The organism is Paenibacillus baekrokdamisoli, from assembly GCF_003945345.1.
In the GTDB taxonomy this organism is placed as follows: Bacteria; Bacillota; Bacilli; order Paenibacillales; family Paenibacillaceae; genus Paenibacillus_Z; species Paenibacillus_Z baekrokdamisoli.
The window spans coordinates 3,866,541-3,887,421 of sequence record NZ_AP019308.1 but is presented as its reverse complement, the minus strand read 5'-3'; the positions used below and the strand labels follow the sequence as shown (position 1 = coordinate 3,887,421).

Annotated in this window: 13 protein-coding genes; 11 read left to right on the top strand and 2 right to left on the bottom strand. The window is 49.0% G+C overall.

The genetic code is table 11. The features are described 5' to 3' along the window. Positions 1-54 precede the first annotated feature (54 nt). From EKN16_RS17265 to EKN16_RS17215, 11 genes are all read left to right on the top strand, one after another. Positions 55-1,437, top strand: a complete 1,383-nt coding sequence (locus tag EKN16_RS17265) for an ABC transporter substrate-binding protein (RefSeq protein ID WP_125659791.1) — start codon at positions 55-57, stop codon at positions 1,435-1,437. A 66-nt stretch (positions 1,438-1,503) separates the two neighbouring features. Next, a complete protein-coding gene (locus EKN16_RS17260) occupies positions 1,504-2,370 on the top strand; it encodes an NAD-dependent epimerase/dehydratase family protein (RefSeq protein WP_125659787.1) in 867 nt (288 codons plus the stop codon). A gap of 44 nt (positions 2,371-2,414) precedes the next feature. Continuing rightward, positions 2,415-3,431, top strand: coding sequence for a mannonate dehydratase (locus tag EKN16_RS17255; RefSeq protein ID WP_164522845.1), 1,017 nt, complete (start codon positions 2,415-2,417; stop codon positions 3,429-3,431). Between the two features lie 15 nt (positions 3,432-3,446). After that, positions 3,447-6,641 (top strand): hypothetical protein, encoded by a 3,195-nt coding sequence (locus EKN16_RS17250; RefSeq protein ID WP_164522844.1) that lies wholly within the window; start codon positions 3,447-3,449, stop codon positions 6,639-6,641. Position 6,642: 1 nt separating this feature from the next. Then, on the top strand, positions 6,643-8,226 hold the full coding sequence (locus EKN16_RS17245; protein WP_232015822.1) for a hypothetical protein: 1,584 nt from the start codon (positions 6,643-6,645) through the stop codon (positions 8,224-8,226). Positions 8,227-8,232: 6 nt separating this feature from the next. Then, positions 8,233-10,836: a hypothetical protein gene (locus EKN16_RS17240; protein WP_125659777.1), complete on the top strand. Its 2,604-nt coding sequence runs from the start codon at positions 8,233-8,235 to the stop codon at positions 10,834-10,836. Positions 10,837-10,861: 25 nt separating this feature from the next. Further along, entirely contained in the window at positions 10,862-11,920 is a 1,059-nt protein-coding gene (locus EKN16_RS17235; RefSeq protein ID WP_125659774.1) for an aldose 1-epimerase family protein, read from the top strand. A gap of 27 nt (positions 11,921-11,947) precedes the next feature. Further along, positions 11,948-13,981 (top strand): right-handed parallel beta-helix repeat-containing protein, encoded by a 2,034-nt coding sequence (locus EKN16_RS32305; RefSeq protein WP_164522843.1) that lies wholly within the window; start codon positions 11,948-11,950, stop codon positions 13,979-13,981. Between the two features lie 21 nt (positions 13,982-14,002). Then, entirely contained in the window at positions 14,003-14,281 is a 279-nt protein-coding gene (locus EKN16_RS17225; RefSeq protein ID WP_125659771.1) for a hypothetical protein, read from the top strand. Position 14,282: 1 nt separating this feature from the next. After that, positions 14,283-16,130 carry an alpha/beta hydrolase family protein gene (locus tag EKN16_RS33500; protein ID WP_164522842.1) on the top strand — a complete coding sequence of 616 codons (1,848 nt, stop codon included), beginning with the start codon at positions 14,283-14,285 and terminating at the stop codon, positions 16,128-16,130. Between the two features lie 26 nt (positions 16,131-16,156). Further along, entirely contained in the window at positions 16,157-17,188 is a 1,032-nt protein-coding gene (locus EKN16_RS17215) for a mannonate dehydratase (protein WP_125659766.1), read from the top strand. A gap of 430 nt (positions 17,189-17,618) precedes the next feature. On the opposite strand, the gene EKN16_RS17210 is transcribed toward EKN16_RS17215, so the two are convergent. Next, entirely contained in the window at positions 17,619-19,163 is a 1,545-nt protein-coding gene (locus EKN16_RS17210) for a response regulator (RefSeq protein WP_125659764.1), read from the bottom strand. Positions 19,164-19,177: 14 nt separating this feature from the next. After that, positions 19,178-20,869 carry a sensor histidine kinase gene (locus EKN16_RS17205; RefSeq protein WP_164522841.1) on the bottom strand — a complete coding sequence of 564 codons (1,692 nt, stop codon included), beginning with the start codon at positions 20,867-20,869 and terminating at the stop codon, positions 19,178-19,180. Between the last annotated feature and the right edge of the window lie 12 nt (positions 20,870-20,881).

The window sequence follows — 20,881 nt, the reverse complement described above, 5'->3', positions numbered from 1 at the left end:
TTTGCAGTAAATATTTGTTTGAATTGAAAAATTATAACAGAAGGGTGAGTTCGTATGAAAAGAAGAGGTTGGTTCTCAAGGTTGCTTGCGATATCAGTTGTGCTAGTTCTCGTAATTAGCGGGTGCAGCAAGGGAAACAATGGCGATTCGGCCAGCAGTGCACCATCAAACACACCGACCAGCAGTCCGGTCGAACCTTCGGCAACATCTTCGGAGGCACCTCCGGAAGAAAACAAAGAGCCAGTAACCATTCGGATGTTGACCTGGAACGAAGGCTATAAAGGACTATTCGATCTATTCCATAAAGAATTCCCATGGATTACGGTTGAGCCGGTATTCATAACGACGCCGACGATTATTGAAACCGTTGTCGCGCAAGAAGCGGCCGGCACACCAGTCGACATTTTGTGGATTGACGATTTATCGACTTTCATCAAGGAAGACTTGCTGGACGATTTGAAGCCGTATATGGCTAAAGATCCGATTATTCAGAATACGAAGTTCAATCCTGGATTCATCGAACAGTTCGATATAAACGATGTCCGCTATGCATCGCCATTCGTGTATGTACCTACATGGCTCGCGATCAACAAAGATCTGATGAGCAAGCACGGACTGGAAATGCCGCCGAACGATTGGACGTTGGATGACTTCCGTGAAATGGCGAAAAAAGCGACAGATCCGGCCGCCGGTGAATTCGGCTTAGCACATAGTTATTTGTTCCCGCTGCATTTCCTCAGAGCAGTGTCCACAGCTAACGGCAATGCTGCGAATCTGGATTTCATGAACGCGGATCTTACGCAGTCTGTAATGAACACCCCCGGCGTACTTGAAGATATTCGTTGGATGAAAGAATTCGTTACGAAAGACGGATCGCTAGCGAGCACCGCCAAAGCGGCTGAGCTTGGACTTGATGCGAATGCCGATTTCATGGCCGGAAAATCGTTGTTTGAATTTATCGGTGATTGGTCGCTATCGAATCTGAATAAGAATGCGTCGTTCGAATGGGACGTATTGCCATTGCCTAAAGGAAAAGCAAAACAAGTTACGTACGGTATGGTTGGCGCATTCGGTCTGGCTAAGGCGTCTAAGCACAAGGAAGAGGCGTACAAGTGGATTAGCTGGCAGTTCACGAAAACAGCGCAAAAGTGGAAAATCGACCAAGGCGCCAGTGCTTCGATCATCGATGATGAAGTATTTGCTTACTATGATGAAACGCCGATGTGGAAAGGCAAAAACATTGAAGCTGTGAAGGCGACGAATCAGTTCAAATGCTGCTTGTCCATGCTGCAAAAGATTCCGGCTTCGAGCACGATGCCGCTCGCTCAAACGATACAAATTGTATTGGGCGACCTGGAGCCTGAAAGTGTCATTCCGCTCGTCGATCAGTGGAATGCGCAAACCGTGAAAGTCCGCAAAGAGCTAGGTTGGAGGTAACTGAATGATAAAGAGCCTCAATGAACGCCATTCATTGAGGCTCCCTATTCGAGGGAAGTGAACACTATGCCGAAAGTGGCAGTAACGGGCGGGCAAGGCACGATGGGTACGGGGATTACACGGGAATTGCTTGCGCGCGGCTTTGAGGTGATCGTATTGGATCGCCATGACGGCGGCGGCAAGTATGCTGGCGAGCAAGGAGTAGACGCACGTGTAATCGATCTGAAGGATTATGCAGCCGTTGAAGATGCCTTTTCAGGATGTGAAGCCGTCATTCATATGGCTGCCATTCCTGATCCGAATAACTATGGGCCGCATGTATTTATAGAAAACACGACTACCAATTATTATGTGTTCGAAGCGGCAGCGTTCCACAATATCCGCAAGGTCGTACAGGCTTCCAGTGAATCGGCTTATGGTTTCCCTTGGGCACGAAAACCGCTATCCCCTTATTTCGTTCCCATTGATGAGACGCACCCGCTCATTCCGGAGGATTGTTACGGGATTTCCAAGGCCGCTAATGAACTGGTTGGCGAAGCCTTTCATCGTCGAACCGGCATGCAGGTCGTCACGATGCGGCTTTCATCTATTTTGACGGATGCAGGGTATCGCGAGTTTTATCATTTACTGGATACACCGGAAGTGTTCAAACGGGTGTTTTGGAGCTATGTAGACGTACGTGACGCGGTAGCTGCTTGTCTATTGGCGATCGAGAAGGATGGATTAGGTGCGGTTTCTTTGAATATTGCTGCCGATGATACGTTCCAAATAAGAACGACGCGGGATTTGCTTCAAACCTATTTTCCCGAGGTAACGGATATTCGTGCGGCGTACAACGGTTTTGAGGCATTTTACAGCAACGAGCTAGCCAAAAAGCTGCTCGGATGGCAACCGAAATACTGCTGGCGTGAAGTACTGGGTCATAGCGAATAAAATAAATCTTTTGGGATGGAAGGTCGTGAATGATGGCTCCGCAAATGAGAGTTGCGCTAGGGCAATTTGCAGTATTGGACGATGAGAAGATCAAATTTTGTAAACAACTGGGCATCAATAGCGTGCTGCTGAATACGTTGACGCTGCCGGATATCGGCTATTGGGAATACGAAGATTTGCTTAAGCTGCGTCAGTGCTGCGAAGAGCATGAACTGGTGCTTGAAGGCATTGAAAATGTCCCGCTTCATTGGATGCTCAAGATTATGCTGGGTCTGGATGGCAGAGACGAAGAAATTCGCAATTACCAGAAGACGATTCAAAATTTGGGGAAAGCGGGCATTCCGATTTTGGGTCATCACTTTATGCCGGATGGAACTTGGCGGACCTCGTATACCGTGCCGTTAAGAGGCGGTGCTCGCGGAATGGGCTTCGATATGGATTTGGTCTCGGCCGATCGTTTGGATTGGACGGGAGATCTTGTTAAAACTCGTGATCCGTCTTTTGCTGAAACCTTTTTCTCGCTTGCGAAAGAACCGATTTCCACTGAAAAGATGTGGGACAATTATGCCTATTTTATTCGCGCTGTGGCGCCTGTAGCAGAGGAAGCTGGTGTCAAGCTTGCGCTGCATCCGGACGATCCGCCAGTTCCGATGCTCGGAGGACGCGGTCGATTGTTCATTAGCGTGAATGCATTCCGTCAAGCGATGGAAATCGCCGACAGCCCAGCCTGGGGCATCAATTTCTGCGTCGGATCCACTTCGTCCATGGCAGGCGGCGCGAAAAACGTTTATGAAATGATTGATATATTCGGCCCGCTTGGAAAGTTCGTGTACGGGCATTTCCGCGATGTTCAAGGCGACAGCACCAAGTTTAACGAATGCTTTTTGGGAGACGGCAATCTTGACCCTGTTGATGTTCTGCGTAAATTAAAGCAGGTCGGCTTCACCTCGTTTTTAATCGATGATCATGTGCCATGGGTGGACTATGATGACAGCTTTGGCCATCGCTCGCATGCGCATCAATCGGGCTATTTGCAAGGGATGATCGCGGCACTTGGTTAAGTAGACTGAATGGTCATGATTGAATGCAGTTTCTACCACATGAATTGGGGAGAGATGACTTTGTTATCGATTAACGAACCAATGAAGAAAATGGGATTAATGATTTTAGCGTTTGTATTGGTATGCACAACTGTTATGGCAGGACTGCCGCTGCGTGCGGAAGCTGCGGCGACACAGAAACTGTTGCATGCCGCAGATTCCTCAGCTGGTTGGTCGGGGGCACAGGTGGACACGACGGATAAGAAGGAAGGCACTGCCTCTTTAAAGGGTGTGTATAAGCGAGGGCCGAAGGTACCGAGCTATGACGGCAATGTAGAAATGAATGGCAAATTTACAGCGGTCGATACAAAGCTTTCTGTAGCAAACGGCCAGCTGATTTTCTGGATTTATATTTCGAATGCCGCTTTATTGGGCTCCGGCCATGGGGAAATTGAAATTTCGTCCGCCAATCAAATAGGTAAGGATGCCTATCGTTGGAATACGGCTGATCTGAGCTTCGTGGAAGGCTGGCAGCAGCTGAAGCTGAATGTATCCGATGCGGATGTGCTGGGCAATCCGGATTTGTCCGCCATTAAACGCTTTGGCATTCAAGTGTATGCGACAAGTCAGTTTGTGCTCAAAATCGATGACATCCGTATGCAAAACAAGCTGCCGAAGGTGCTGTCGCTGCATAATGGTGATTCGACTGCGGGCTGGATTGGCGCTACGCTCGATACGGCGAACAAGAAGGAAGGCGCCGCTTCGCTATCTACGGTAACGGATCCGATTTTTTCCTTACCGGGATATCCGGGGATTACGCTGATGCAGTATAATTTCTCTCCTGTTGATACGGGCGTTACTGTTGAAAAAGGCTACTTGAAGCTGTGGCTGTACCTTGATGATGTATCGAAGTTCGCAGGCTTCATTGGGACCATTGAATTATCGTCCAATGCGAACCCGGATGTAGATGAATATGAATGGTTGCTGTCCAGTATGCATCTGCAAAGCGGCTGGCAGGAGCTGACATTGAAGCTGTCGGATGCCAATGCTTACGGCAATCCGGATTTGAGCGCGATTTCGCGCATTCGGATTTATTGCTTTAATACGACAACGGCAACGATGAAGGTCGATGATATTCGAATTTACGAAGGATCATCCGGTGCCATATCGATTCAAGATGCCAATCAAGCTTACGGCTGGACCGGCGGCGCTTTGGATACCGCAGATAAAAAAGAAGGCGGGGCCTCGTACGCGGGGACCAGCGACCCGGGCATTACGATTCCAGGCTACACGGGAGCAGCGAATTTGCAATCCATTTTCGATCCTATCGATACTGGGGCAACCTTGCAAAATGGCCGATTGAAAATGTGGCTATATATATCGGATGTTTCCCGGCTCAGTGCAAATAGGGTTGGCTCCATTGAACTGTCCTCCAATCATGCAACGGATGTGGACGAAATCGAATGGCGGCTGTCGGATTTGCAGCTCATTAACGGCTGGCAGGAGCTGACGCTTCGCGTCAATCAAGCCCAAATTCACGGCAATCCTGATCTGCGCGCCATTACCCGATTTAGAGTTTATGGCTTCTCTACCGATGAGATCAGACTGAAAGTCGATGATATCCGGATGACCTCTCAAGGCGGAGGAACGAACCCCGGCGCGGGCGGCACTGCCGCATATACGGGCGAAGAAATGACGATAGCGCAGACAGATCCGACCTACGGCGGCCCGCAGCTTGTCGGAAAGCTGTTTACGGAAGGGTTGGGCCGCTTGCCGGAGCCGGCCGAATATAAAGCAGCGATTGGCTTTGTTGAGCAGCATGGCGCATCAGTTGCCACCTTCGAAAGCATCATTCATGATTTCTTCGAGGATGTACGGTTTACAGGCAGCGGCCTAACGACGTCCGAACAAGCCCAAGCGATCTATCGCGCGGTATTGAATCGCGATCCGTCACTGGCGGAAGTGAGCGATTACAGCAGCCGGCTCGTTAGCGAGACAGCGGGCGATATTGCAGCTGCGCTGACAGGCACCGCTGAATTTGCCGCACTACTGCCGGACATTATTAAGGGTCCGTATTATTGGGGCGCGAACAACGCACAGCTTTCAACAGGCGGTGTCATTATGACAGCCGCACAGGTTCAGGCGCTGCTGGACGGACCGGATACGGTCATTGAATTGCCGCGCGGTACGCTCGTGCTTGCGGATCAAACAATCAACGTTCCTGCAGGCAAGACGCTGCGTACGGCAGGGACACCGACCCACTACGTCCAAAAAGCAAGAGTGCTCCGTGCCGCCAATGTGAATACACCGCTCGTCACGATTCAAGGCGGAGGCACGCTGTCTCATATGTGGGTGGACGGTAATCGCACCGCATTTTTGTCAGACCCGGGGGGGCTGAAGTACGGCCACAACATTGTGACGATGGGCCATAACGTCAACGTGATTTCGAACCGGCTCAACGATGCGACTGCCGGGACGAATCTATTCGGCGCAGATCTGATGAAAAACGCTTATATCGCCCACAATCTCATCACTGCCTATGCATCCAGTCACTATGTGGGCGTAAATGGCGGCTGGTCGGACGGGATTACACACGCCAGTACGGACAGTATCATCGAAGACAATCAAGTTGTGGATGCGACGGATGTAGGCATCATCGTTTTCCGTTTTGTATCGTTGAATCATGATGTGCCGCAAACAACGATAGTGCGCAATAATACCGTCGTTAACTTCGGCAACTCGGCATATGCCGCGCTGGATATCGATTCCTGGCACAGTCAGGGCGCCCCGCAGCTATTTAGCGGGACATCAATCGACAATAATGCGATATGGACATCGATGAAGGCGCATCATCATATTACGCTATCCTTCGCACCGCTTGCGTGGACTAGCGCGATGGGCGATACCGCTATTGGCGGCTCCATGACAAACAATTATACGCCCGATGGCTTGTATGTGCTGACTGCAGCCGGAATTGCCGTAGATGGCGTGCGAAACTTCAACATTCGCGGCAACCGTTTGAATATGTATGTTGGACCCTGGAACAATACCGGCTTTAATACGCGGTTGATCTCGGTAAACGAGAATAATTCCAGCGGCAGCATTCAAGGGCCTTACGTGGACGATCCCATGCATAGGCCAGGGCAAGGCGGATTCATCTCTTCCGGCATAGGTGAACCGTTCACTTCTGTAACGGTCAAGCACGCGCATATTCATGATGTGTATCCATAAGGTGAATCAGGAAAGGGTGTTCTATGTGAATCAGTCTCTGACAGTTAGGCTGAATGATCCCCGCTACGGCGGTCCGCAATTTGTAGGCAAATTGTTTACTGAAGGGCTTGGCCGATTGCCGAGCCCGGAGGAATACAAATCGTATATTTCCGTTATTGAACAAAAGGGCTGTTCGGTCTCGGTGTTAGGGGAGTTGGCTTTTCGGCTGTTCAGCCAAATGGATTTCGCGGCGTACGGATTGACTGCCGCGGAATCGGCGCTTGCCGTGTACCGGGCAGTGTTAAACCGTGACCCGATTGCGAGCGAGGTGCAGCAATTCAAAGAACGGCTGCTCAAGGAGACGGCGGCTGCTATTGCCGAAAGCTTTACAGCAGGGAAAGAGTTCGCGGCGTTGTTGCCGGATATCATCAAGGGCCCGTATTACTGGGGAAACAACAATTCGTCATTGTCCCCGGCGGAGACCATTCTTAAGGCGTCGGACGTGCAGGCACTGCTGGATGGACCGGAACTTGTCATCGAGCTGCCACGAGGCGCATTGGTGCTTGTCGACCAAACCATCGAAGTTCCTGCTGGCAAAACTTTGCGGACGAAGGACCAGCCCGCGCATTACATCCAAAAAGCCAGATTGCTGCGCGTGGCAAATATCCCCACGCCGCTCGTCAGGGTGCAGAAGAGCGGTACGCTGTCCCATGTCTGGTTGGACGGTAATCGGTCGGCCTACTATACGGATCCGAATGGCTTGCTAAGAGGCGTGAATGTAGAGACGGCCGGAGACGGTGTTCATCTGACTGATAATCGGATCAACGATGCAACAGCGTCAACACATCTGGTTGGAGCAGATTATCATAAAGGGGCTTATATTGCCCGTAATCTGCTGACATGCTACGCAACTAGTCATTATCCGGACGTCAAAGGCGCTTGGGCTGACGGCATCACACATGCGAGTACGGACAGCATCATTGAAGACAACGAGGTGGCGGACGCTACCGATGTGGGCATCATCGTATTTCGTTATGTGTCTGAAGACAATGCTTATCCGCAGACGACAATTGTCCGCCGGAACACGGTCGTCAATCTGGGCAACTCCGCCTATGCGGGCTACGATATCGATGCCTGGTTCGGCAAGGGACTTGTCATGAACTTCGTCGGCAATTCCTTTGAAGATAATGCCGTTTGGACCTCCATGAAGGCTCACCAGCACATCGTGTTGTCCTTTGCACCATTGGCTTGGACCGGGCAGGAAGGGGCGACGGCAACTGGCGGCCGCATGATCAACAATTATACACCAGAAGGGCTTTATGCTCTGGCAGCTGCCGGCATTGCGGTAGATGGAGTAGACCAATACACGATTCGCGGCAATCAATTGAATCTCTTTATCGGTCCTTGGGCAAATGAGTCAAGTGGTTTTTCGCCCCGAATTATCTCCATGAATAGCGCAAACGGTCTCGGAGAGTTGCAAGGATCTTATGAGGATTTGCCCATGCATGATGCGAAGGGTCTATTTATTTCATCCGCCTTGGGAGAACCATTTGCTTCAGATGAGCTTCGGCATTGTACAGTTGCCGATGAGACCTATAAGGAGTGAGTCAAGGTGACACAAGTAAAAAAGATCGTTGTTTTAAGCTTGGAAAGTATGGCCGGTACTGAACTGCAAATGAAATATGGCAGCTTAATTCAGCAGGAAACAAAGGCTGCATCCCGCCTTGAGGCGACTATAGAAGGCTCGTTCAAGCCCGGCAGCGGCAGCGCGATCGTTACGGTAAAAGCGCCAAACTATTCATTCTCGTTCTTTGTGCGCGACATTCACGCGAAGTATCCGGTTTACTTGCCCGAATACGGGGTCATCGTGACCGACGGCGAGGATACTCGCACTTATCGTGAGATTGAAGACAGCATCCTGTCCCTGCGCAAACTGAAAACGTTGGAAAAGGTTAAGCTGGAGCCAGAAACCAGCTACGAGGGAGTTTCACCCCATACGAAGGATTTGCATTTTCAGACGTGGCTGGGGCTGTCGCGCGATTTCCGTATATTTACTGTGGATTTTCACGAGTCATTGAACAGTGTCCTGTTTGACTATGTCGAGCCGCGCTTCCACTTGCCATTAACAACGATTCCCGAGACGGACAATGCACCTGTTCGCTACAGTTTCCGAATCGGCCGGGGCGTAGCACCGAAGAAAATCCAACGCCGCAGGCTGGAGGATGGTGTGCTGCCGATCTTGCACGGCGTGGTGGATGATGGCGATATTGTGTACAATACGACCACATTCGTTACGCTCGAACGCAGTGATTTGACGAAGGAACATGTGCGCGGCACTCATTATCTGGTAGCGGACGGACATACGTCCGGTCAAATGTTTACACCTTCTCAGAAGGAGGAATATGACCGACTGCTGCCGATTGAGATGGATCAGGAGGAAGAGACGGTCATCTACTATCGGGTAGAAGCGATTAATACAGCAGATGTGCCGCGCTATTGCTGGTTATTTGCGCCATTGCCCAATGGACGTTCCTGTCCGACCAATGAAGTCAACCATCTCACGTATCAATTCGATTCGGAGACGGGCTTTGGCGTTTACGGATCCGGACGGGTTTACGGCATCGTTACGATTAACGGTGAACCGCTGCAGGATCAGGAAATGGCGATCTTAATCCAGCCCGGGGAAAAGCTTGTACTCGATATGAAGATCCCGCATCGGCCGATTTCCAGGGAGCGTGCCCAAGCATTGGCCGCCATCGATTTTGCGGAGAAGCATGCGCAATGCCGGGCCTATTGGCTTGATAAGCTTGATCAAGCATCGAGCTACCGATTGCCGGAAAAACGACTGGATGAAATGGTTAGAGCGGGCTTGCTGCATTTGGACATTAGCACTTATGGGCTTGAGCCTGCGGGAACGTTGGCGCCGACGATCGGAGTTTATGCGCCGATCGGTTCGGAAAGCGCGCCGATTATCCAGTTTATGGATTCCATGGGCTGGCATGATACCGCCAGAAGATCGATTATGTTCTTCCTGGATAAGCAGCATGATAACGGATTTATACAAAATTTTCAGGAATATATGCTCGAGACAGGCTGCGTGTTATGGACGATCGGCGAGCATTATCGCTATACCCGCAATGAAGCATGGATTGCGGAGGTCAAGCCAAAGATTGTGAAGGCTTGTCAGTATATTCTCGAGTGGCGCGAACGAAACAAAAAAGAGGAGCTGCGGAGCATCGGATACGGAATGCTTGATGGCAAAACCGCCGACCCCGAGGATCCGTTCCGCTCGTTCATGCTTAACGGCTACGCTTATGTCGGCTTGAAGCGGATCGCAGAGGTGTTCGCCGAGATCGATGCTGCCTATGCGGCTTATTTGGCGGAGGAGGCTGAAGCGTTCAAGGCGGATATTCGGCAGTGCTTCTTCGAACGGCTGGCGCTTAGTCCGGTCGTTCCGCTCGGTGACGGCACATGGTGTCCGACGGCACCGCCATGGGCCGAGGCGATTGGTCCGGTGGCGCTCTTCGCCGATCAGGGCGAATGGTACACCCATGGTACGTATCTGTGCCGCGATTCCTTGCTCGGACCGTTATATTTGGTATTTACCGAGGTTATTGATCCGAATGAGCCGGCTGCACAGTACATTCTGGATTTCCATGCGGAGTTGATGCTAATGGATAACGTTGCCTTTAGTCAGCCGTACTACAGCCGCCATCCTTGGGTGCATTTGAAGCGGTCTGAAGTGAATGCATTCCTGAAAGGGTACTATACTTGTTTCTCCGCTCTGGCGGACCGGGAAACGTATACGTTCGGCGAGCACCTTTTCGCGCAGACGAGTCCGCATAAAACCCATGAAGAAGGCTGGTTTTTGATGGAGACGCGCTGGATGCTCTACATGGAGGAGAGGAATACGCTCAAATTGCTGCCGGGTATACCGCGACGTTGGATGAACGATGGCGAGTCGATCCAGTTGGATCGGGCGGCAAGCTATTTTGGACCTTTCTCACTGAAAACCGAATCGGATTTGCAGCATGGGGTCATTCGCGCCCGGATTACGTTCCATGAGAACAGATTGCCAGGCGCTGTTGAAGTTCGTCTGCCTCATCCGCTCGGCCGCAAGCCTTCACGTGTTACAGGCGGCACTTACTTGGCTGAGACGGAAGCGGTGCTTGTGGATTCAGTTGCAAGTACTGTAGACGTTGAAATGTACTTTTGACTTTTGAGATCGGAGGCGAGTGGTCTTGCAATTGTTTGACCGATTCTGGACAAGGCGGCAACTGGAGGCGAGAATCGGTCGAACGGACGCCATTTTCGGTTTGCGCCGGTACAAGGGAACAGAAGGATTCGAAACGGAAGTGGAATGGATCCGCATGCAAAGCGGTGCCGGCTTGAACGTCGAAATTTGCCCCAGCAAGGCGTTGGATTTGACTGGGGCTACTTTTCACGGCGTCCCGATTAGTTGGTCATGCGTGAACGGGGACGTACACCCTGCTTATTATGTGCCGAATGGAGCGGAATGGCTGCGGACCGCTTCCGGCGGCCTGCTAATGACTTGCGGTCTCGCTCATGTAGGGGAACCTGCTGTAGAACAAGGCGAAGTACATGGGTTGCATGGTCGCATCCATCATATCCCGGCCAAACAAGTCGTCGCAGAAGGGAACTGGGAACAGGATGATTATACAATGCGTGTCGCAGGTGTTATGGAGGAATCGTCCATCTTTGGCCGTCATCTGCGTTTGACTCGTGAAATTCGGATGAACGCAGGCGAGAATCGTATCGTTCTAACGGATACTGTAACGAATTTCGGCTTTCAAACTGCGGAACATATGATGCTCTATCATTTCAATTTTGGGTTTCCGCTGCTTGATGAACAGACGTCATTGCTGTTTCCGCATACGGCTGAATTATCCAAGATCGGTGGTGGTGAAGCAACAGGCTATAAAAGATGGCCTTTGCCGGATTCAGGAGATGACGGTGCAGTCTATGAACATCAATTGAATCGGCAAGCGATTGGTGAAGACGGTATGGCAGAAGCGATAATTTTGAACCCTTCATTCCCGCTGCCTGGACCGTCAGGTCGGCACTTGCCTGTTGAGATGCATCTGCGCTGGTCTGCGGATACGCTGCCTTGTTTGACCCAATGGGTCGCCCCTATGGCAGGGGAGCATGTTTTATCTATTGAGCCGGGCAACTGCGGTGTTATGGGAAGAAGCGTCGCGCGTGAAAAGGGGACGCTGTGCCATTTGGCGCCGGGCGAGTCGGTTCAGTATCGGGTAGAATTGGAAGTTATGCTTTCATAACGATTGTCACGAGGGAGAGCGAAGAAAATGAATAAGAAGCTTAAATTATGGTTTTCCATTGTGCTGACATTCTTTTTCGTTGCTGCAACTGTCATATACCCGTCAAATCCGGAAGCAAGGGCTGAAGGAGCCGCTGCCGTTTTGTTTTCCGCAAACTGGGATACAAACAGTGACTATGGTTTATCCAATACAGTGCAAATTCCTGGCGCCAACGTTGTCGGTTACGATCGAACGGGTGAACCGACGCTAACGCGCGCGGCAAGCGGAACTGAAGGTGTTGCTGCCCATTCCGGTGACGGATATTTGCAGTTGCAAGGCCAGGACGTTAGTCAGAGCGATTTCGGTTACATCTACTTTAGTGTTTATGACAATTTGTCCATCGACGTTGTTGAGAATACGGTATTGAAATATTGGGTTTATCATCACCAATACAACGCAAGTCAAAAAATGAGCGTGGATTTGGTCTTTTCGGACGGCACAAGCATGAGAGACTTGGGCGTATATGATAAAAATGGGGTGGCAATGCATCCGACAGTGCGTAATGAAGCGCTGAACCAGTGGGTGAGTGTGGAGGCTGACCTGTCCTTGTTGGCAGGCAAGACGATTAATAAAATATTGGTCGCATACGGTTCCGATCCATCGATTTCCGGGCCTTTCTCGAGTTATTTCGATGATCTGTCAATTGAAATTGCAGATCCGAACGCTGGTGGAGATGACGGAGGCGGTGGAGATGACGGAGGTGGTGGAGATGACGGAGGCGGCGATGATGGCGGCAATGGCAATGGCAACGGCAATGGCAACGGCCACGGTCAAGCGAAGAAGTTGGAGAAGCGCGTTCGAGAAGCGACTTCGCAGCAGTCTGCCTGTACGTTGATTGCGCCGAAAAAGGGCAGAACGTTAGGTGAAACGCTGGTTGATGTGCTGGCCTACAATGCAGGCAAACCAGCTGATTTTTGCGTGAAGCCTGGTGTTATCGATAAGCCGATTACGATTGAAGGTCCGATCTCGCTTACATTGTCATCGGGAACCTATTTGCAATCTGCTCCGATTACACTGGCAGGTAAAGGTGCCTCCATTGTCGGTCAAGGCGCGGGATCTACGATTCTGAAATATCAAAGCGGCAAGAGCGGCGCCAACATTCAAATCGGCGGTTGGGCGTCCCATTACAAGATCAGTGGTTTAAATTTGACGCGTGAATCGGTGGGGACGAAAGAAAAAGACAACGGCATTCGCACGGCTGCATCCAATGATATGGGCCTGATTGAAAATTTGATCATCGAAAATCAGTATAACGGCATGCATTTGCAAGTAACGGCTTACACACGGCTCAACAATCTCATCATTGCGCAAAATGCCAATACGGGGATGATCATGACCAACGGTGAGATCGAAGGTCCAACCCAGTATTATCTTTCGGACATATTGTTCTCCATGAATGGTGGCTATGCGATGGATTTGCGGCCGACCGGCGGACAACTGTCGATCGGCAATTGGGATGGCATCCTCACGTTCGGCAATAAGGAAGGCGGCATTAGATTACGTAAATATTCCAATACCAAGGTCGTATATGGATTGCGACTGAGCAATTCGTTCTTCGGTCAAGACGGCGAAGTCGGCGGCAAACCGGAAATCATGATCGAGGGTGGCGGTATGCACAACATTAGCAACACGTTCATTGAAATCGGCGGCGTCAGTGCGACGGTTCCGAACTTGATGCACCCGAATGTGGCGGGTATTCATTTGGGCGAAGGCGTATCGGATGCCCAATTGAATGCGGTTTATGTCGCCAACAACACGGGCAGCGGACTGGTTGTCGAAGGCGGGAAAATTCTTATAACAGCTTCTTCCTTCTTGCATAATGGGTTGAAAGCGACGACCAATGATAACAAGACGGGTATTTTGGTGAAAAATAGCTCGGCCAAAGTCAATGTCGGCATCAGTCAATTTGTTGCCGGCGGCATTCAAATGACAGGAATTAAAAGCTATCATGACAACGTCATCCACACCGGTGTTTCTTTCGATACGACCGGCGGTGCGCAAGGCATCGTAATTGTTCAATAATGAAAACTGGGAGGATTCCAAATGGATGGGCCTGCACCCCGAGGGAGTGGGCACCATATTCACCATATCGGCCAGAAAGTAATGGACGATCTCGGCGGCGATTTCAATGGGGAATATTCCGTAATGATTGCTCCTGAAGGCGAAGAAGTCAGAACTTTCACTGGCCTTCGGTCTTACAGCGGCGAAATGCCGGTATTCAACTATGTAGGTATATACATTTTGAAGGAAAAGAACGATTCGGTTATGTACATCGACCGGCTCGAACTGACGAACGATGGCGATATCTGGGGAGGCGTTTGAAATGCCGCAGTATGGGGAGAGGTTGTCGCCGGAGCAAGTATGGAAGGACTATAACCCGAGCCGGGAACCGTTGGAAGTCGAAGTATTGAAGCAGTGGACGGAAGATGGGAATTGCTTCAAGGAAATGTATTTTACGGGGAAAACAACCGGTTCGGAGAAAACAACCGGTGCGGGGAAAACCCGGATTTACGCGGTTTACAGCGCTCCGGAAGAAGGTGAGCTGTTGCCCGGCATCCTGCATGTTCATGGTGGAGGGCAAACGGTCAACCTCGATATATTGCGTTATTGGAATGAACGCGGTTATGCGGCTCTATCGTTTAACTGGGGCGGCAGGAGGACGGATGGCCAGCTTTATACGCTATGGGGCGACGAGCTCAAGCATGCCAACGAACTGGACGCCGGCGAAAGGGGGATGGCAACCGTCCCGAATGTGCGGGCTTCGTCCTGGTATGAATGGGTTGAAGCATGTCGGCGGGCGCTGACCTTGCTGGAAGTGCAGCCGGAGGTTGACCCGGGTAAGCTCGGCGCTTTCGGTGTGTCCATGGGAGGAACGTTGTTGTGGACTTTAGCCGCGACTGATGCGCGCATTCGCGCGAGCTGCGTGATCTATGGACTGGGCTGGCATACGTTCAAAGAGGAGTTTTGGTTTGCGACAGGCGTGCAGCCAGATTATACCGATGACGACGTTCGCATTTGGCGGTACGGCATGGAGCCGGAAGCTTATGCGCCATCTATTCGCAGTCCCATGCTGTTCTTGAGCGCCACCAACGATTTCTACGGCAAAATGGACCGGGCGTTTGATATCCTGTCCACTTTGCCGGAACAGACGCCGCGACGAGCGTCTTTCACACCGGGCTTTAACCACTATATCCATTGGGAGCAAGCGGATAATGTCGCCAGATGGATGGATACGTGGCTGAAAGAGGGAGAAGCCTGGCCCGGGACGCCGGATGTTTTCATACGGAGCGATGAAGCGGGTAATTTTGAACTCGTTATCCGTCCAGATCCCGGCTCAGCGCAACCCGTATCCCGGGTTGAGGCGTATTGCTCGCTTGGCAATCCGCATGCGGTATCCCGCCATTGGCGGCCGCTTGTCCCCACTGCCAACAGCTCGGAGTGGAGGGCGCCCCTTCTTGGCGTGGCGGGTTACAGCGGAATTGTCTACGTCTATGCCAACGTGTTCTATGAATCCGGCATTTGTTTATCTAGCTGCTTGGTGACAGAGACGCTTGGTGATGCCGATGCTGATGCCGATGCTGGTGCCGATGCTGGTGCCGATGCTGCGAATGCGAATGAGGATACGGATGCTGATTTGGGCGTGGATGATTTCGTTGGGCCTTCGGAACGCCGATCCGATCTCATTTATGACGGACGGGATGGTTTGGATGGATGGGTGACGAACAGTCCGGATGCGGATCCGTTTCCCAACCGCTACAGTCCGATAACGGCAGCCGTGAGCGAAGATGGCGTGCAAGGGTTCCGTCCGGACAAAATGCTTTCTCCCCTTACGTATCGATTGGGAGATCCAGCCTACAAGGGAAGGAAAGGCGAGATGCTTCGCTTTCGGTTACTGAGCCGACAAGCCGCCGATTTTACGGTAATTGTACAGCAGCGTCATTTTCCGTCGCATACTCGCAGTTATATGTGCCCTGTTTCTATTGACGGCAAAGGAGAATGGCAAATCTTTTCCCTCGCACCGGAATCTTTCCGGCATGAGGAGAGCGGCGAAGCTCTGACGGGATGGGCAGACGTCAACTATTTGGAGCTTCGCAAGCCGGAGGAAGGCTGGTCGGATGAAATCCCATTGTTTGCGAATTTCGAATGGGTAGCTTTTCAGTCGAATGATTGATTATATTCCACATTGGAGGTGCGAAAATGCGTATTGCGATCGGCCAATTTAGAGAGATTACAGAAGAAACGATGACATTTGGCAGGCAACTAGGGATTACGAGTGTACAGTTGAATGTACCGAATATACCGGGAACGACGCATTGGGAATACGAGGACTTGCTGGCATTACGTCTCGAATGTGAAAAGTATGGAATGAAGCTGGAAGCATTGGAAAATACACCATTTGACTGGTATCTTAAGCCGATGCTGGGCATGGACGGACGAGATGAGCAAATCGAATATTACAAAACGACGATTAGAAATATGGGGAAGGCAGGCATACCGATTTTAGGCTACCATTTCATGCCGAATTCTGTATGGCGTACACCTAATGAGATTGGTCGAGCAGGTTCAATCGTAACGGCTTTTGATGCTGAGCTGCTGAAGCTTTATTCACCTCAGGGAGATGCCGCAACGGCGGTAGCCGACCCGGAGATCACGGTTCAACGTCTAATGGATGAAGGACCGTTACGTCCGATTTCGGAAGATGAAATGTGGGACAACTATGAATATTTCATTCGTGCGATTATTCCAGTGGCTGAAGAAGCGGGCGTCAAGCTGGCCCTTCATCCGGACGATCCGCCTGTCCCGGAAATCGGAGGCATCTCACGTTTGTTCTACAAGTTCGAAAACTTTAAACGGGCTATGGAGATGGCTGATAGCGAAGCCTGGGGGTTGGATCTATGCTTGGGCTGCTGCTCCGAAATGCCTGGCGGTGCGAACAGCGTGAAGCAGATGATTGAATTTTTCGGTCCACTCGGTAAAATTTTGTATGTTCATTTTAGAGATGTGCAAGGTACTGTTCCCAAATTCAAGGAATGTTATCTTGGGGAAGGCAACTATAATCCTGCTGAAATTATGCTGCTGCTCAAAAGAAGCGGTTTCACCGGATTTATGTCTACGGACCACGTGCCACATTTGGTGAATGACTCACCGTGGCAGCATCGTTCGCGTGCGCATGCTATCGGATATATGGAAGGTCTGATCAATATGGTAAATTTATTGGACAGTAAATGATAGGTTCATAAAACGATGAGAACACGAAATCATTACCTTCAGTAACAAATCTCATCAATAATTGAAATATTAACAACAAGTCTCAATTAGAAATCAACTAAGTCTCACTTATAACAAAACGATCCCCCGTTTTGGCGATCGTTTTGTCTCATCTATAACCGTTACCCACAATAGGTTAGTCGTTTCTGCTCGTTTTTGTGTGGGGACACAAAACTAAGCATAAATAGTGCGGACAGAACTGGAAATAGAGTGGCTCACTTTGCTATTGTAGTGATCTGGACGGGAAATGGATTGTATCTTCCTGTGTCTTGCCTGATGGTCCATAATAAGAGGAAAATCCGGGACGTTCAATTGAAATAGCGAACCCCCTTGATGTATCAGATTTCTTGGTATATCAAGGGGGTTCTTTTTGTTCAAATCTGATCGGATATTAGTTAGAGATATTTTTGTATTCTTTAGGAGTGGTTCCAACGACTGTTTTAAATACACGACTGAAATAATGATGATCCTGATAGCCTACAATTTCAGCAATATCCTTCAGAAGCATGGAGGGGTAGTTAAGCATGAGCGATTTTGCCTTCTCCACACGCAAAGCCGTAATATACTCCACGAACGACTTTCCGCTATTGTTACGAAACAAATTGCATAAGTAGGAGCTAGAAATATGGAATCGCTCTATTAAATCCCCCAAAGTTAGTGCTTCCTTCAGATGAGCGGATACGTAGTTTTCAATCTGATGGAAGAGTAGAGCGCCTGAATCTGATTCATTAACTTGAGGTTGAAATACGTGAATGATCAAATCCCAGAAGGACTCTGCCGTTTCCGAGAACGATGACGAGACAAAGCATAGTTCCTCTATTCGAATTTCTAGGGTTTTGCTTGTCACAATATCAATGGGAGGTAATTGTTGCTCCAGTAATCGAACGATGCTCTTTAAGTTTTTTTCCAAATATAATAGGGGAGTATGTTTGTTGCCCCAGTTCCGAAAGAGATGATTAATTAATTTCTTAATTTGTTTCCAGTCGCTTTTGTTTAGGTAGAGGGAAAGCTGCTCCATCTCATCTGCCTTTAGAAGGGAAATATCATGATGAGACTCAATACGATTAGACAGGGATATGAACTTGGGTTGACCAATGACGAGATTCTTATAAAGCTCGTCAGTCAGTTTTCTGTAAACCATATTTATGTCTGTCAGATGGTTCACACTATCGCTATAAGCAATTGAAGGACAACGTCCTTTGTTCATAAAATGATTCTGGGAAAGCTGAAGGAGGTTATTTAGTTTAACAGCCGGATCAGTCTGGAAAGCGAACACAACCACAAGCTCTTTCCTGCTATTCGTCCGCAGTACCCATAGTTCTTCCTGTTCGTCGAGATAGCTTTTGGATTTGCTATAATAAGTTTCCTCTACTTTGAGAGATTGGGGAAGCAGCATATCATTATCGATCGAGAAGTCATGATCTGGAATGATCAGCAATCTATAATGCGCATAAGGAAATAATCGCTCTTGAATAAGCTCAGGCAGCGAGGAGATACGGTTCGTTTCAATAAGCAATTGTAGAATTTCTTTGCCCTTAGAATAGGTTTTGTTTGATAGCCTTTCTTGAATCCGTAGCAGAACGCTTCTTACGGCATCGGCTTCGATGGGCTTTAATAAGTACTCCTCGACGTTAGCTCGTAATGCATCTCTGGCATAATCAAAGGTGGAGAAGCCGCTAATAATGATGACTGCCGTACTAGGCCAACGCTGTTGGACTTTATGTGCTAATTCGATACCATCCATCGACGACATCTTAATATCCGTAACAATGACATCAGGAATTGAGAGGGGAATTCGATCAAGCGCCATCTGTCCACTATAACACTCCGCAATAATTTCGAATGAAGTCGATCTTTCTTCGGAGGCTATCCGTGTAATCAGTTCTTTTAATTGCTCTAGAAAAATAGGTTCATCGTCTACAAGCATGATCTTCATATCGGTTGTGCCTCCTAAAGAAATTTAATATTTCCGGACATCATGATGTAAGCACCCTTATCGACATTGTTACCTACCGAATAATGGAGTTGGTTTTTAAATGTCAACTGCATCCTCGCAAGTGTGCTGCACAATCCCATCCCCCCGAATCCTAATCGTTCACCTTGAGAAATGTAGTCGAGCTGTTGGATATAGGAATCAACCTTATCACGAATCGAGGGCAAGACGCTCCCGGTAAATCCGAGTCCATTATCCTGCACAGTCAACTCCCACTGATCCCCTATTACCTTTCCGATAATACGAATATGAAGGGGGTGTGCGTCGTTAAAGCCATGTTGGAGGCAGTTTTCCACTAATGGCTGTATGGTTAGCTTAGGTACGATCAAATCGTTCATTTGTTGATCAATGTCAAAACTATACTCTAAGCGGTACAAGTAGCGAGCTTTCATAAGTTCCAAATATTTCATTGTGAGCTCTACTTCTTGATTTAATGAAGTAACAGGTGAACTGGTAGCGGTGGAATACCTTAAGAAATCCGCTAGATTAGCGATGATTCTATTAATCTTTTTCGTATCCCCTTTATCGGACAAAGCTTGGATTACGCCTAGCATATTAAAGAGAAAGTGGGGGTTTATTTGTGATTGCAGCGTATCGAAATGGGATTGAAGCTGTAATGTGCGAAACTGAATAATTTGTTGCAAGGAGTATTGCAGACGATCATTCATGATCCGGAACGCTCGGTTAATCTGATCGACCTCGTTCATATTATATTTATTCTCAATGTCCAAATGCTTATCTACCAAGTCGATCCGATCGATGCTGCTTTTCAACTTCCTTAAAGGATTCGTCAATATTTTGGCTAGAAAAAAGAAGAAAAACGCTGAAAATACGAGAAACACGCTAAACGATATGATGATGATGTTCCGCAGAATACGTATGGGGGACAGTACCATTCGCTTGGAGACGGCTAACTCGGCAACGATATATTTCTTGTTCGTTGTTTTGGTAAAGATATAATAGTTATCACTTGAAACCTCTATATCCTTGTTAGTCTTCATTGTGTAGAAAGCATTGCCCCTATCATCCAACAAACGCAGATCGCTTCCTTCCCAAGGGAGTGAAGAGACGGGTGTAAGTAGATCGGCAGCTTTAATCTGTACTTCAATATATCCGGATTGCTGGTCGTTAGGGTCAATTTTACGAGTGAAAGAGAAGACAGCAGGCTGCTTTTCATTCGTCCATTCGTCTGTAGCGGAATATCGATAAAATGTGTTGCCGCGAAGTGGATCGATTGAGGGGATCCACGACTTGGATGCTTCCGATTTATAGATGTTGTTATCGATGGGCTTGTTTGAGAAAATAATGCCGCTATTGGCATAAAGAGTAATCCGGTATAGATTCTGATAGATAGAGCTGTTTATCAGAATAAATTTATCAAGCGACTGGGTTGCTTTCAGTCTTTCAACGGAATCGGTAGACTTATTAAGAACGTTAAGATAGTAGATAATAGTATTGCCGAGAGCATCATAATTCAGATAGAGTTGAGTGCTTATATTATCAAATTCATTCTGATAAGAATCCAGCATATCGGATACCCCTTGAACCGACTGCTCAAGGTTAGAGAATGTGCTTTTTTCAATATTTTCCTTGATATAGATATAGGTTGATATGGAGACGCCGACAGTACAGACTAGGATAATTAACATATAGGTCAGGAA